At 63.9% G+C, this 13,556-nt stretch carries 12 protein-coding genes; 4 read left to right on the top strand and 8 right to left on the bottom strand.

Annotated elements, in window-relative coordinates; all coding sequences use genetic code 11:
• Window positions 1-255: 255 nt before the first annotated feature.
• From LB547_RS20095 to LB547_RS20080, 4 genes are all read left to right on the top strand, one after another.
• On the top strand, window positions 256-1,266 hold the full coding sequence (locus LB547_RS20095) for a hypothetical protein (protein ID WP_140522454.1): 1,011 nt from the start codon (window positions 256-258) through the stop codon (window positions 1,264-1,266).
• 9 nt (window positions 1,267-1,275) lie between these two features.
• Window positions 1,276-2,283, top strand: coding sequence for a hypothetical protein (locus tag LB547_RS20090; RefSeq protein ID WP_140584305.1), 1,008 nt, complete (start codon window positions 1,276-1,278; stop codon window positions 2,281-2,283).
• A gap of 73 nt (window positions 2,284-2,356) precedes the next feature.
• Window positions 2,357-2,839 (top strand): DUF992 domain-containing protein, encoded by a 483-nt coding sequence (locus tag LB547_RS20085; protein ID WP_140513722.1) that lies wholly within the window; start codon window positions 2,357-2,359, stop codon window positions 2,837-2,839.
• A 178-nt stretch (window positions 2,840-3,017) separates the two neighbouring features.
• Entirely contained in the window at window positions 3,018-4,454 is a 1,437-nt protein-coding gene (locus LB547_RS20080) for an MFS transporter (protein WP_140584304.1), read from the top strand.
• A gap of 16 nt (window positions 4,455-4,470) precedes the next feature.
• Here LB547_RS20080 and LB547_RS20075 read toward each other — a convergent pair whose 3' ends face one another.
• The 8 genes from LB547_RS20075 to LB547_RS20040 form a co-directional block, all read right to left on the bottom strand.
• The gene (locus tag LB547_RS20075; protein WP_140560272.1) at window positions 4,471-5,163 is read right to left on the bottom strand and encodes a response regulator transcription factor; all 693 of its coding nucleotides are present in this window, start codon (window positions 5,161-5,163) and stop codon (window positions 4,471-4,473) included.
• On the bottom strand, window positions 5,160-7,892 hold the full coding sequence (locus LB547_RS20070; RefSeq protein WP_140584303.1) for a sensor histidine kinase: 2,733 nt from the start codon (window positions 7,890-7,892) through the stop codon (window positions 5,160-5,162). The genes LB547_RS20075 and LB547_RS20070 overlap by 4 nt, the downstream gene beginning before the upstream one ends.
• Window positions 7,893-7,945: 53 nt before the next feature.
• Window positions 7,946-8,515, bottom strand: coding sequence for a potassium-transporting ATPase subunit KdpC (kdpC, locus tag LB547_RS20065; RefSeq protein ID WP_140584302.1), 570 nt, complete (start codon window positions 8,513-8,515; stop codon window positions 7,946-7,948).
• 12 nt (window positions 8,516-8,527) lie between these two features.
• Window positions 8,528-10,621, bottom strand: a complete 2,094-nt coding sequence (gene kdpB / locus LB547_RS20060) for a potassium-transporting ATPase subunit KdpB (RefSeq protein ID WP_140761342.1) — start codon at window positions 10,619-10,621, stop codon at window positions 8,528-8,530.
• Window positions 10,618-10,848 (bottom strand): hypothetical protein, encoded by a 231-nt coding sequence (locus LB547_RS20055; RefSeq protein ID WP_224518924.1) that lies wholly within the window; start codon window positions 10,846-10,848, stop codon window positions 10,618-10,620. The genes kdpB and LB547_RS20055 overlap by 4 nt, the downstream gene beginning before the upstream one ends.
• 12 nt (window positions 10,849-10,860) lie before the next feature.
• The gene (kdpA, locus tag LB547_RS20050; protein ID WP_140761338.1) at window positions 10,861-12,561 is read right to left on the bottom strand and encodes a potassium-transporting ATPase subunit KdpA; all 1,701 of its coding nucleotides are present in this window, start codon (window positions 12,559-12,561) and stop codon (window positions 10,861-10,863) included.
• A 22-nt stretch (window positions 12,562-12,583) separates the two neighbouring features.
• A complete protein-coding gene (kdpF, locus tag LB547_RS20045) occupies window positions 12,584-12,673 on the bottom strand; it encodes a K(+)-transporting ATPase subunit F (RefSeq protein ID WP_015315765.1) in 90 nt (29 codons plus the stop codon).
• Window positions 12,674-13,091: 418 nt separating this feature from the next.
• Window positions 13,092-13,316 carry an alkylphosphonate utilization protein gene (locus LB547_RS20040; RefSeq protein ID WP_140584299.1) on the bottom strand — a complete coding sequence of 75 codons (225 nt, stop codon included), beginning with the start codon at window positions 13,314-13,316 and terminating at the stop codon, window positions 13,092-13,094.
• Window positions 13,317-13,556: the final 240 nt, after the last annotated feature.

The following is a 13,556-nucleotide window of genomic DNA, read 5'->3' as shown; positions in this document are numbered from 1 at the left end:
CTACCAACCGGAAATGTTGCTGGCTCTGCGCGAAAATGCGCGCGAGCTCCGGCAGATGTAAAGACATCGTCGAATGCAATTTTGTTGCAGCTGCCGGAGGCCGTGATGGATTTCATCGAGCAGTTATTCGGATTTTCGCCCGATGGCGGGTCGGGATCCTTCGAACTTCTTCTGATACTCGCACCATTCTTGATTGCCGCTGTCTGGTTTTTCATGCGTCGACAGCGACGTTGACGAAATGGCCGCGGACTGGCCATGAACCCGCTCCCCAAAGTACTGGATTTCCTGAACGCGCTCGCCGACGCGTTCACCGAGTGGCCATCGAACCTGCGCCAGATCGCTGCCCGGATCTGCGCCCTCGCCAGATTGCTCTGCGAAAGAATGAAGCTCCCCGATCGGTTGGACCGAAGCGGGCCGCAACGTTGCGTCAAGATCAGCGACCCCGCCTATAAACGCCCGGATCCCCTGATCTACGCGCAGTATTATTTGATGGGCCAGGGCCTCGCCGTCACATGGGACAACCCCGACATCGAGATCCGAAGCGGCGGCAATCCTGTCGCACCACATATGCTGGCGCCCGACACCGAATATGAAATCGTCGCCCGTATCTGGAACAACTCGACCGAGGCCCCGGTCGTCGATCTGCCGGTGAAATTCTCCTATCTGAGTTTCGGCATCGGCACGGTGTCGCATTGGATCGATGAGACCAGGACCGATCTCGGCGTCAAGGGCGGGGCCAACCATCCGGCTTTCGCGTCGGTCAAATGGCGAACTCCGGCAGCGCCTGGTCACTATTGCATCCAGGTCCTGCTCGACTGGCTCGACGATGCGAACCCGAACAACAACCTAGGCCAGGACAACACCACCGTCGGTGTCGCCCATTCGCCCGCAAGATTTGAATTTCGCCTGCGCAATGGCGAGCGGGAGAGGATGGGATTTCGTCTCGAGGCCGATGCCTATTCCCTTCCTGAATTGCCGGTCTGTGAGCCGCGCCCTCGCCCGAGGCCGCGTCGCCGGCCCTTGCGCACCTTCCCCGGCACCATCGCGGCAGTGCCTGTCGGCCACACCCGTCAATCGCATCCTTTGCCCGCCGGCTGGCTTGTCACGTTCGAGCCCGCACAAGCGGACCTTGCCCCGGGTGAGGAAATCCCCGTCACTGTCAATATTGAACCGCCAGCCGGTTTCACCGGCCGTAAGGCAATCAACGTTCATGCTTTCTCGGCCCGCGGCCTCGCCGGCGGCGTGACGCTCTATGTCGAGCGATAGGGGGTCGCCATGGCTTATCGGCACTACACCAAATGCGTATCGGTCGGAAATCACCACGGCAAACAATACGGGCAGATGATCATTGCGGCGGCCGTGGTCGCTTTGCCGCTCATCCTTGTGGGCGCCCTTCCCGGACCGGCCGCCATGCTGGTGGCGCTTGCGGCCATATTGGCCTATTGCCGCTGGTGGCTGTACGACCGGCTGATCTGTCTCGGTGGCGACGAATGCGCGGTGGGCTGGCTGCTCAAGGTCGATCCGCCGGAGGAGAAGTCGGGACTGGACCGGTTCGACACCGACTACAGTCTCAATCTGGTGCCGGCCAATGTCGTCGAATTCACCAACCAGGCAACGGCCGAAAAGATAGCGCCGTTTGGACGCCTGATCGCCAACACGCCTGCGATCCAGGGCGCGGGCCTCGACTGGAAAGGTCAGGAAGCGCGCCAATGGGCCAATGACGACCCGACCGCGGTGCTGCATTGCGAGTTCGAAGGCGCCGGCGTCTACGACCTCATGATAGCCTGCCTTGCCGCAATTCCAGTCGCCACGGCCGCCGCGGTTGCTTGCGCCATTCCCTTCTTCGGCTGGATCGCCTGCGCGGTCCTGTCGCTCATCGCGGCGGTCATCGTCATCATAGGCGGCATAGTCGGCCTGCTCGACACAGCCAATCCGACGGATCTCGACGAGAATCTCGGCGATCTTCACGTCAACGATCCGACGCGCCGCGGCGCGGACATCCTGTTCGTCAAGGGAACGTGGGTCTACGATTCGGCACATGACGGCTGGAACGAAATCCATCCCATCAAGCACTGTCAGAAGATCGGCACCTGGAACGGCAGCTGGAACGAATCCCCGGTTCCCGACGGCAGCCCCGCGCGCTGGTGTGAAGCCGTTGAGACGGCAGGATCGCCATTGACCGTCGCATCCCAGCAGGAGCCTCAGAACCAGTGGACGATACATCCCGCCATAGACGGTTGCCGGCCAAAGCCCGACGATCACCGACCGGACCCCGTGCACTGACCTGGCATCCTTCGCTCGCGAAGCAGTGTCATCTGCTCCTCAAAGATGGCTGCAGCGAATGCACGAGGGGCCCATGACACGCAAAATGATCCTTGCTGCCATCGTTGCCATTGCCAGCCCCGCCTTGGCCCAGGCACAGGACCAGGGCATCGAGCTCGGCACACTTGAATGCGCCATATCGGGCGGCACCGGCTTCATCTTCGGCTCGAGCAAGGATCTGAGCTGCACCTTCACCCCTGCCGACAAGACTTTCGCGCCGGAAGCCTATTTCGGCGCGGTCAACAAATACGGCCTCGACATCGGCACGACCAAGCAGGCGGTGATGCGATGGCTGGTGCTGACGCCGCTGAAGAACATCTACGCGCCGGGCGCATTGGCCGGCGACTATGTCGGCGCCAGCGCCGAGGTGACGGCAACCGTCGGCGCCGGGGCCAATCTGCTGGTTGGCGGCTCCTCGCAGTCCTTCACCTTGCAGCCGCTCAGCCTGCAGACCCAGACCGGCATCAATTTCGCCATCGGTGTCAGCCAGTTCCAGCTGCGCAGCACGGAGAACTGATTGGCCGGCGATGCCGGCCGGCCAGGGATGCGGGCATCCACGAACATGTCCAAAAAATCGCTTGAGCTCAAGCTTGGTTGAGGTTCTACAAACCCATCCGACCATGGTCCTGCCGGACCCCCGAGCCGGCTCCTGGCGCCATGCGTTTGCATCGGGATATGAAATTCGAGGGACCGAAGTGACCGACATCAGCACAAACAGGGTCGACTGGCGCGCATTGTGGGCGAGCGGCGACCTCGCGCGCTTCTGCTTCATCAGCCTCGGCATCCTGCTGCACGCCACCAACGAGACGATGGTGGCGACCGTCATGCCCGCCATGATCGGCGAACTGGCGGGCGTGCAGCTCGTCGGCTGGTCGCTGGCGATCTATGAACTGGGCGCCATCGTCGCCGGTGCCGCGGCCGGACGGCTGGTCAGCTATGTGGCGCTGCGCACCAACATGGTGGTCGCGGCGCTGCTTTACGCGGCCGGCGCGCTGATCTGCGCCACCGCGCCCTCGATGCAATTGTTCCTGGCCGGGCGCCTGATCGAGGGCCTGGGCGGCGGCGCGCTGGTGTCGCTGGCTTTCGTCTCGGTGGAGCGCCTGTTTCCGCGGGCCATCTGGCCGCAGCTTTTCGGTATCATGTCGGCGATCTGGGGCGTCGCCGCCTTCAGCGGGCCGATGCTTGGCGCGATCATGACAGAGCTTCTGTCATGGCGCTGGGCGTTCGGCATCTTCGTGTTCGGCGGTGCGGCGATGGCGCTGGCGAGCTTCGTCGTGCTCGACACGCCGGAAGCGACGAGGCCGAGTGCCGGCGCGGGCAAGGCACCACCCTTCCCGCTCATAGCGCTTGGCTGCCTTGCCGTCGCCGTCGTGCTGATCGCCTCGGCGGGGGTCGATATCGCCCTTCTGCGCTCGTCGCTGCTGATGGTGCTCGGCCTGATCGGCCTTGTGCTGTTCTTCCGTATCGATGCGCTGAAGCCGAAATCTCGGCTTTTCCCCTCGCAGCTGTTCTCGTGGCGCACGCCGGTCGGCAGCGGCATGACCATGGTCGCCGCCTTCTCGGTGGCGACCTGTTCCTTTGCCATTTACGGCCCGCTGCTTCTGACCACGCTGCACCACGTTCCGCTCCTGACCACCGGCTACATCATCGCCGCCGAATCGATCGCCTGGTCGATCCTGTCGATCCTTGTCGCCAACGCGCCACAGGAGCGTGAGAGATTGATCATCGTCATCGGCGCCCTGATGATCGCCACCGGCCTGGCTGGTTTCGCCTACACCATCCCGGCAGGCTCGATCCCGCTGATCCTGGTATGCGCCCTTTTGCAGGGTGGCGGCTTCGGCGTTGCCTGGCCGTTCCTGACGCGCGTCATCGTGGCCTCCGCGCCGGAAGATGAGCAGACCATCGCCTCGGCCGCGGTGCCGACCATGCAGCGCATCGGCTATGCGGTGGGTGCCGCCCTTGCCGGCATCGTCGCCAATGCCAGCGGCTTCTCGCAAGGCCTGAACCGGGACGCGGCGGCTGATGTGGCAACCTGGCTGTTCCTCGCCTTCGTGCCGCTCGGCATCATTGGCTGCGTCGCCGCCCTGCGCACATCGACGACCGCGAACCGGCTGCCGGAAGCTGTCGGCTAATCAGGCCAGGCAACGCTCATTCGACCTCGCGCAGGCGGTAGCCGACGCCGGTCTCGGTGGTGATGTAGCGCGGCTGGTCCGGCGTCTTCTCGATCTTCTGCCGCAACTGCCGGACATAGACCCGCAGATACTGCACGTCGGTCGAATCGTTCCACACCTGCTTCAGCAGGAACTGGTGCGTGAGAACCTTGCCCGCATACTGCACGAGAATGCGCAGAATGTCGTATTCCTTGGGCGACAGCTTTACCTCCTTGCCCCCGACCTTGACGATGCGCTTGACCAGATCGACGGAAAGATCTCCGGTTTGGAATACAGGCCTCTCGCCCTGCTGCTGGAACTTGTGCCGCAGTGCCACACGGATGCGCGCCACCAGCTCGTTCATTCCGAACGGCTTGGTGATGTAGTCGTCGGCGCCGAGTTCGAGCGCGTCGACGATGCCGGCCTCGTCGGCGCGGCTGGAGAGAATGACCACCGGGATATCGAGGCCGTCGTCGCGCCATTTGCGCAGCAGTTCATGGCCGCTCATGCCGGGCAGGCCAAGGTCGAGCAGCACGAGATCCGGTTTTTCCTGCACCATCAGCTCGATAGCCGCCTTGGCGTTCGGCGCCTCGCTGACCGCGTAGCCCTGGCTGGCGAGGCCGACCCGGAGCAACTTGCGGATCGGCGGCTCGTCATCGACGACCAATATCCTGACGTTCGAATTGGTCATCGAGGCTGATCCGCGCTGGAGCCGATGCGATTGCCGATGTTGGGCAACTCCGCCGGCACCGGCATCCTGATGGTGAAGGCAGCACCCGAACGGTCGGTCCGGTTGGCGGCCGAGATCGTGCCGCCCATCGCCTCGATGAAGCCGCGGCAGATCGACAGGCCGAGCCCGGTGCCGGCGCGCACCTGGTCGCCCTTGCGCACCCGGTAGAAAGTATCGAACACGCGCTCAAGATCCTGCGGAGGGATGCCCAATCCCTCATCCATGATCTGAAGCACGACGGAGCCGATGTCGGTCCAGCCCTGCAGGCGGATCGTCGAGCCGGGCGGCGAATATTTCGACGCATTGTCGAGCAGATTGAACAGGACCTGCTCGAACAGCACAGGGTCGAGCTTCAGCATCGGCAGGTCGGGCGGAATATCGACCTCGATCTTGTGCTCGCTGGTGATCTTGCGGGCGCGATCGAGCGCGGTGCCGACGGCGTCGCCGACATAATGCAGCGCATAATTGGGCTCCATCGCACCGGATTCGATCTTGGTCATGTCGAGCAGATTGGCGATGAAGCGGTTCAGCCGCTCCGCTTCGTCGACCACCGTCGACAACAGCTCCGTCCGGTCCTGCTCGGGCAGATCAGGCGCGAACTCCCTGAGAGTGCCGGCCGCGCCCATGATGGCGGCGAGCGGCGTCTTCAGATCATGGGAGATGGAGGTCAGCAACGCCGAGCGCAGCCTGTCGGCTTCGGCCGCGAGCTTGGCACGGTCGACATCGGCGACGAGCTGGATGCGCTCGATGGCGACCGCCGCCTGGTCGGCCAGCGCGTCGAGCAGCCGCTGCTGCTCGGGCGTCAGCAGCGGACCCTGCTTGTCGTTGTCGAGGCCGACCACGCCGACCGCCGTGCGTCCTGTGCGTAGCGGCAGATAGAGCCGCTTCGCACCGGGCAGCGTATCGGCGCCGCGGCCGGCGGCGCGGTCGTGCTCCCAGGCCCAGCGGGCCGCGGCGATATCGGCCTCGGCCAGCGTATCGTCGGGCGGATAGCCCGCCTTGACGGTGATGGCGCCGTTTTCGGGCAAAAGCAGCACCACCCGCAGTTTCAGCATGGAGGCGATCTGGAAGGCCGTGACCCACAGGACGTCGTCGAGCGTACCGGCGCCAGCCAGTTTCTTGGAAAACAGGTAGATGTCCTCCGTGGCCCGCGCGCGTGAGCGGGCGGCGACGGCCTGGCGCTGCACGCGCGCCGTCAGGTTGCTGGCGATGACGGCAACGACGAGGAAGACGGCAAACGCAACGATGCTCTCGGGATCCCTGATCGTCAGCGTGTAGCGCGGCTCGAGGAAGAAGTAGTTGAAGGCAAGGGCGCTCAGGAAACAGGCGTACAAGGCCGGCCACAGTCCGAACGTCACCGCCGATGTCAGCACCGCCAGCAGCAGCACGATCGCCAGATTGCGCACGTCGAGGAACTGATCGAGAACCGTGCCGACGGCCAGCGAGCCCGCGACATAGGCCGTGGCGAACAGATACGGCCATATCTGGAACGGCCGCTGCTCGGCCGCCGTCCTGACCTTTCTCGATGCTGCGTCGGTATCGCGCTCGGTTCCCGAGATGACATGGACGCTGATGTCGCCGGCATTGCGGATCAGATCATAGGTGAGCGAGCCCTCGATCAATTCCCGCCAGCGCGACCGGGTCGGCCTGCCGACCACGATATGGGTGAAATTGTTCGCCGTCGCATGGCGCACGATGTCCTGCGCGACGTTCTGGCCCGGAATGGTCGTCACCTCGGCGCCGAGTTGCTCGGCGAGGCGCAGATGGTTCGCCAGCCTGTCCTTCTCTTCTTCCGACATGGCGGCCGAACGAGGCGTGTCGACATGAAGCGCCGTCCATGGCGCGCGGAGCCGGTCGGCCAGCCTGCGCGCATAGCGCACGCGCGCCGCCCCGCCCGGACGCGCGTCGAGGCAAACGAGCACCCTTTCCCCCGCCGCCCATGGGCCCTGGATGGCATGGGACTGCATGTGGTTGAGCAGTTGTTCGTCGACACGCTGGGCGGTGCGGCGCAGCGCCAGTTCGCGCAGCGCCGTCAGATTGCCCGGCGAGAAATAGTTCTCGATGGCGCGCTGGGCGGTGTTGGGGAAATAGACCTTGCCTTCCTCCAGCCGTTTGATCAGGTCGTCGGGCGTCAGATCGATGATTTCGACATCGTCGGCCTGGTCGATGATGGAATCGGGAACCGTCTCGCGCACCCTGACCCGCGTGATCTGGGCGACGACGTCGTTCAGGCTTTCGACATGCTGAATGTTGAGCGTCGTGTAGACGTCGATACCGCGCGCCAGGATTTCCTGCACGTCGAGATAGCGCTTGGGGTGACGGCTGCCGGGCGCGTTTGTGTGGGCGAGTTCGTCGACCAGGACCAGTGCCGGGCGGCGTGCCAGGATGGCGTCTATGTCCATCTCGTCGAGGGTGCGTCCCTTGTATTCGACCGGGCGGCGCGGAATGACCTCGTAGCCCTCGACGAGGGCCAGGGTTTCCTTGCGGCCGTGCGTCTCGACCACGCCGATCACCACGTCGATGCCGTCGGCCAGCCTGGCGCGTCCCGACATCAGCATTTCATAGGTTTTGCCGACGCCCGGTGCCGCGCCCAGAAAGATGCGCAGACGCCCGCGGCCCTCGCGCTCGGCATGCTCGAGCAGCGCGTCGGGGGAAGGTCTGTTTTCGACGTTGCTTCTCTCGTCCGGCATCGGCATCCAGTTTGAACGGCGCCGGGGACGGTGTCGATCCCCGGCGCTGTTCTTCATTGCTTGGCTGTGTCGTCCAATGCGAGGTTGAGGGCCAGCACATTGACCACCGGCTCGCCCAGGACGCTGAGCTCCCGGTCGTCGACATGGCTGTTGACGAGCGCCTTGACCTTGGCTTCATCGATACCCCTGGCCTTGGCGACACGCGGAACCTGGAAAGAAGCGTCCTCGGGGCTGATGTCGGGATCGAGCCCGCTGCCCGATGTCGTGACGAGGCCCATCGGAACCGGCGCATTGGGGTTTTCGGCCTTCAACTTCGCCGCGTCGCCCTTGATGCGCTCGATCAGCTTGAGGTTGGTCGGACCCAGATTCGAGCCGCTGGAGGCGCCGGCGTCGTAGCCATTGCCGGCCGCCGAGGGCCGGCCGTGGAAATAGCGGTCGCTGGCGAAGGCCTGGCCGATCAGTTCCGAACCCACCACCTTGCCGTCCTTCTCGATCAGGCTGCCATTGGCCTGTTTCGGGAACAGCGCCTGGGCGATGCCGGTCATGCCGATGGGATAGATGAGCCCGGTCAGCACGGTGAAGAAGACGATCATGACGATCGCGGGTCTGATTTGCTTGAGCATCGGAATGATCCCTTATGCAAGGCCGAGGGCCGTGACGGCCATGTCGATAATCTTGATGCCGGCGAACGGCACGATGATGCCGCCGAGGCCGTAGACGAGCAGGTTGCGGCTGAGCAGCGCCCCGGCGCCGATCGCCCGGTATTTGACGCCGCGCAGCGACAGCGGGATCAGCGCGATGATGATCAGCGCATTGAAGATGATGGCCGACAGGATGGCGCTCTGCGGCGTCCCCAGATGCATGATGTTGAGTGCCTGCAGCGGACCTGTGGTCTGGCCGGGCGCGACGTAGAACACGGCGAACATGGCCGGGATGATGGCGAAGTACTTGGCCACGTCATTGGCGATGGAGAAGGTGGTCAGCGAACCGCGTGTCATCAGCAGCGCCTTGCCGATCTCGACGATCTCGATCAGCTTGGTCGGATCGCTGTCGAGGTCGACCATGTTGCCGGCCTCGCGCGCCGCCACCGTGCCGGTGTTCATGGCGACGCCGACGTCGGCCTGGGCAAGAGCCGGTGCATCGTTGGTGCCGTCGCCGCACATGGCGACCAGCTTGCCCTTGGCCTGCTCGTCGCGGATCAGTTTCAGCTTGTCCTCCGGCGTCGCCTGGGCAAGGAAGTCGTCGACGCCGGCTTCGGCCGCGATGGCCGCCGCCGTCATCGGATTGTCCCCTGTGATCATCACCGTGCGTATGCCCATGCTGCGCAGCTCGGCGAAGCGCTCGCGGATGCCGCCCTTGACGATGTCCTTGAGGTGCACGATGCCGAGCAGGCGTCCGTCGCGCTCGACCGCAAGCGGGGTGCCGCCCGATTTGGCGACCTCGTCGGCGATCGCCTGGAGATCCCTGATCGTATCGCTGTTCGGGCGCGTTGCGTGGCTGGCTGATGTCGTCTGGTTGACATGGGCGAGCACGGAATCGACCGCGCCCTTGCGCACGGAGGAGCCGTCTATGTCGACGCCGCTCATCCGGGTCTGCGCGGTGAAGGACACGAAGGTGGCGTGCAGTGTCGCCATGTCGCGGGCGCGGATGGCGTATTTCTCCTTGGCCAGCACGACGATCGAGCGGCCTTCCGGCGTTTCGTCGGCGAGCGAGGCAAGCTGTGCCGCATCGGCCAGTTCCTGCTCGGTGACGCCCTTGACCGGGCGGAATTCGGTCGCCTGGCGGTTGCCGAGCGTGATCGTGCCGGTCTTGTCGAGCAAAAGCGTGTCGACGTCGCCGGCCGCCTCCACGGCGCGGCCGGACATGGCGAGCACATTGAAGCGCACCAGACGGTCCATGCCGGCGATGCCGATGGCCGACAAAAGCGCGCCGATAGTGGTCGGGATCAAGGTCACGAACAAAGCGACGAGCACCGTGACCGGGATATAGCCCCCCGAATAGGAAGCGAAGCTCGGGATGGTAGCGGTGGCCAGCACGAAGATCAGCGTCATGCCGACCAGCAGGATGTTGAGCGCGATCTCATTCGGGGTCTTCTGGCGCTCGGCGCCCTCGACCAGCGAGATCATGCGGTCGAGAAAGGTGTGGCCGGCGGCGGCGGTGATGCGCACGCGGATCCAGTCGGAGAGCACCTGCGTGCCGCCGGTGACCGCGGAGCGGTCGCCGCCGGATTCGCGAATGACAGGCGCCGATTCGCCCGTGATCGCCGCCTCGTTGACCGAAGCCACGCCTTCGATCACCTCACCGTCGGAGGGGATGATGTCGCCGGCCTCGACCAGCACGGCGTCGCCCACCTTCAGGCTGGTGCCGGGCACCAGCCTGAATTTCGTCCGGTGCTCGCCGGTCAGGAGCTTGGCCTGGGTCTCGGTGCGCGCCTTGCGCAGCGAATCGGCCTGCGCCTTGCCGCGGCCTTCGGCGACGGCTTCGGCGAAGTTGGCGAACAGCACGGTGAACCACAGCCAGATGATGATCTGGATGGTGAAGCCGAGGTTGCCGCGCCCGCTGGCGAGGTCCTTGACGAAAAGCACTGATGTCAGCGCCGAGACGACGGCAACGACGAACATCACCGGGTTCCTGGCCAATGTGCGTGGGTTCAGCTTTTTGAAGGCGCCGCCGATGGCGGGCCACAGGATGCCGGCATCCATGATGCTGGCTGATTTCGACTGGCTCATTTTGAAGCTCCAGCTTCGGTGTTGTTGGACGGCACCGAGCGGTCGGATGCCGAAAGAAGATGCGGAAGCCCGTAGGCCAGCAACCACAGAACGATCATGACGGCGGCGATGCCGAGGAATGTCGACATGGTGGGGAAAGGAGGAGGCCGTTCCTCCTTTCCGTTGTCGGCGGGATGGCGATCGTTGCGATGCCTGTTGTTGAACCAGGACATTTCCGTTTCAGCCAAGACACTTCCGTCTCAGAATGTCTGCCCGTGGATGGCGGCCAGATGCTCGACGATCGGCCCGACGGCGAGCGCCGGGAAAAAGGTCAGGCCGCCGACGATGACGATGACACCGACCAGCAGCCCGACGAACAGCGGGCCGTCGGTCGGGAACGTGCCGGCCGAGGCGGACACGGTCTTCTTCGCCGCCAGCGAGCCGGCGATGGCGAGCGCCGGGATGATGACCAGGAAACGGCCCATGAGCATGCCGAGACCCAGCGTGATGTTGTACCAGGGCGTGTTGCCGGTGAGGCCGCCGAAGGCCGAGCCGTTGTTCGCCGCCGCCGACGTATAGGCGTAGAGGATCTCGGAGAAGCCGTGCGGACCGCCATTGGCGATCGATGCCACGGCGCTCGGCAGGACCACCGCGATGGCCGTGAAGGTCAGCATCGCCAGCGGCAGGCACAGGATCGCCAGCATCGCCATCTTGACCTCCTTGGCCTCGATCTTCTTGCCGAGATATTCGGGCGTGCGCCCGACCATCAGGCCGGCGACGAAGACGGCGATCAGGATGAACATCAGGATGCCGTAGAAGCCGGCGCCGACGCCGCCGACGATGACTTCGCCGAGCTGCATGTTGATGAGCGGGATCATGCCGCCGAGCGCGGTGAAACTGTCATGCATGGCATTGACCGCGCCGCAGGAGGCCGCCGTGGTGATGACCGCGAACAGCGCCGAAAGCGCGATGCCGAAGCGGGTTTCCTTGCCTTCCATGTTGCCGCCGTCGATGCCCAGCGCATGGACCAGCGGATTGCCCGCGGCTTCCGCCCAATAGCAGACCGCAACCCCGGCGATGAACAGCGCGCCCATGGCGGCCAGGATCGCCCAGCCCTGGCGCTGGTTGCCGACCATGCGGCCGAAGACGTTGGTGAGCGCCGCGCCGATGGCGAAGATCGACAGCATCTGGATCAGGTTGGAGACGGCGTCCGGGTTCTCGAAGGGATGCGCGGCATTGGCGTTGAAGAAGCCGCCGCCATTGGTGCCGAGCATCTTGATGGCGATCTGCGAGGCGACCGGCCCGACGGCGATGGTCTGCTTGGCGCGTTCGAGCGTGGTGGCGCCGACATAGGCTCCCAGCGTCTGCGGCATTCCGAGCCAGACATAGACCAGGGTGAGCACGACGCAGAGCGGCAAAAGCACGTAGAGCGTGGCACGGGTCATATCGACCCAGAAATTCCCGATCGACTTGCCGGAAGCGCGGGCAAAGCCGCGGATCAGCGCCATGGCGATGGCGATGCCGGTGGCCGCCGACAGGAAGTTCTGCACTGTGAGGCCGGCCATCTGCACGAGATAGGACATCGTGCTCTCGCCGCCGTAGTTCTGCCAGTTGGTGTTGGTCATGAAGCTGGCCGCGGTGTTGAAGGCGAGCCCCGGTTCGACCGCGCTCATGCCGGCCGGGTTGTAGGGCAGGCCGCCTTGCAGGCGCTGGAGGAAATAGAGCGCCAGGAAACCGGCAAGGTTGAACAACAGCATGGCGGCGGCATAGCCCGTCCAGTGCTGCTCCTGGTCGCCGGTTCCAGCCAGGCGATAAAGGCCCCGCTCGACGGGGCGGAGCACCGGCGACAGCAAGCTGCGGTCGCCGGTGAAGACGCGATGCATGTAGCCGCCCAGCGGCTTCACGAGCAAAACCAGGATCCCGCAATAGAGAAGGATCTGTATCCATCCGTTGATAGTCATGATGTGGCTTTCCGTGCGCCGGTCAGAAGCGTTCCGGGCGGATCAGGGCGTATGTCAGATAGGCGAGCAGGAACAACGTCACGCCGCCACCGAGGATGTAATCGACAAGCATGGCCCGATCGCTCAAATTCTGTCGCAGGCTTTGACGTAGGCAAAGGAGAGGGCGAAAAACAAAACCCCGATCCCGAGAACAATGATGTCCATTGTGCTTGTCCTTGCTTTGATTTTTCCACTTTGCGCCCGCTCGAAGCAGCTTGGCGATTACGTGAGAACGCCCCGCCCACTTGGGTGACGGCGTCCGACGTTTTTCTCAAAGCGGAATATGGACCCGATCGCCATAAAGGTTCGAGACGGGGCAAAGCGGAAAGAAATAGGAATTTTGTAAAGATTTTCGGCGGATGAATTGGAAGTGGTGAACGCGTCCTGGCGCTCCAGCGATATCGTCAGTCGTAAGGGGTAACAGGTTGGCCGACGAAACGGCTCGCCGCCGGTAAACGCATTCTACCCCTGCGGCTCGACCGCCTTGAGGGTCACGCCTTCTTTACGAACTCGGTTTTGAGCACCAGGCCCTTCACTTGCCTGGTACTGCATTCGATCTCACCGGGATTACCGTTAAGGCGAATGTTCTTCACCAACGTGCCGCGCTTGATCGTCTCCGAAGTGCCCTTGACCTTGAGGTCCTTCATCAGCGTAACGGAATCGCCGTCACTCAACTGAGCGCCGTTGCTGTCGCGCACCATTACATCGTCCGGCATGCCATCTCCTGTGGTCGGGATCACCCATTACCAGATCACCGGGAATTCCAAAACCGGGTCGGGGGCGGCGTGTTCATAGAATGCCCAAGGATCACTCGACGCGCTTCCCAAAGCGCTCGAAACTAACAGCTGCTTTTTTAATCGTGCAAGCCGGTCGGCAAGGTTGATGACCCTGCCCTCCTACGCTGAAGCTTCGGAGGGCATCCTGCTTCGCGCTGTCGATTGAGCCAATCCTGCGAA

It is taken from the genome of Mesorhizobium sp. B264B1B (genome assembly GCF_020165765.1).
Lineage (GTDB): Bacteria > Pseudomonadota > Alphaproteobacteria > Rhizobiales > Rhizobiaceae > Mesorhizobium.
Note: the sequence above shows the minus strand (reverse complement) of the source record. Positions and strands in the feature narration are given on the sequence as shown.

Excerpts from the sequence above, each read along its gene's own strand:
- LB547_RS20095 (WP_140522454.1), top strand. The coding sequence starts at position 256 with ATGAACCCGCTCCCCAAAGTACTGGATTTCCTGAACGCGCTCGCCGAC.
- LB547_RS20090 (WP_140584305.1), top strand. The coding sequence starts at position 1,276 with ATGGCTTATCGGCACTACACCAAATGCGTATCGGTCGGAAATCACCAC.
- LB547_RS20085 (WP_140513722.1), top strand. The coding sequence starts at position 2,357 with ATGACACGCAAAATGATCCTTGCTGCCATCGTTGCCATTGCCAGCCCC.
- LB547_RS20075 (WP_140560272.1), bottom strand. The coding sequence starts at position 5,163 with ATGACCAATTCGAACGTCAGGATATTGGTCGTCGATGACGAGCCGCCG.
- LB547_RS20070 (WP_140584303.1), bottom strand. The coding sequence starts at position 7,892 with ATGCCGGACGAGAGAAGCAACGTCGAAAACAGACCTTCCCCCGACGCG.
- kdpC (WP_140584302.1), bottom strand. The coding sequence starts at position 8,515 with ATGCTCAAGCAAATCAGACCCGCGATCGTCATGATCGTCTTCTTCACC.
- kdpB (WP_140761342.1), bottom strand. The coding sequence starts at position 10,621 with ATGAGCCAGTCGAAATCAGCCAGCATCATGGATGCCGGCATCCTGTGG.
- kdpA (WP_140761338.1), bottom strand. The coding sequence starts at position 12,561 with ATGACTATCAACGGATGGATACAGATCCTTCTCTATTGCGGGATCCTG.
- kdpF (WP_015315765.1), bottom strand. The coding sequence starts at position 12,673 with ATGCTTGTCGATTACATCCTCGGTGGCGGCGTGACGTTGTTCCTGCTC.
- LB547_RS20040 (WP_140584299.1), bottom strand. The coding sequence starts at position 13,316 with ATGCCGGACGATGTAATGGTGCGCGACAGCAACGGCGCTCAGTTGAGT.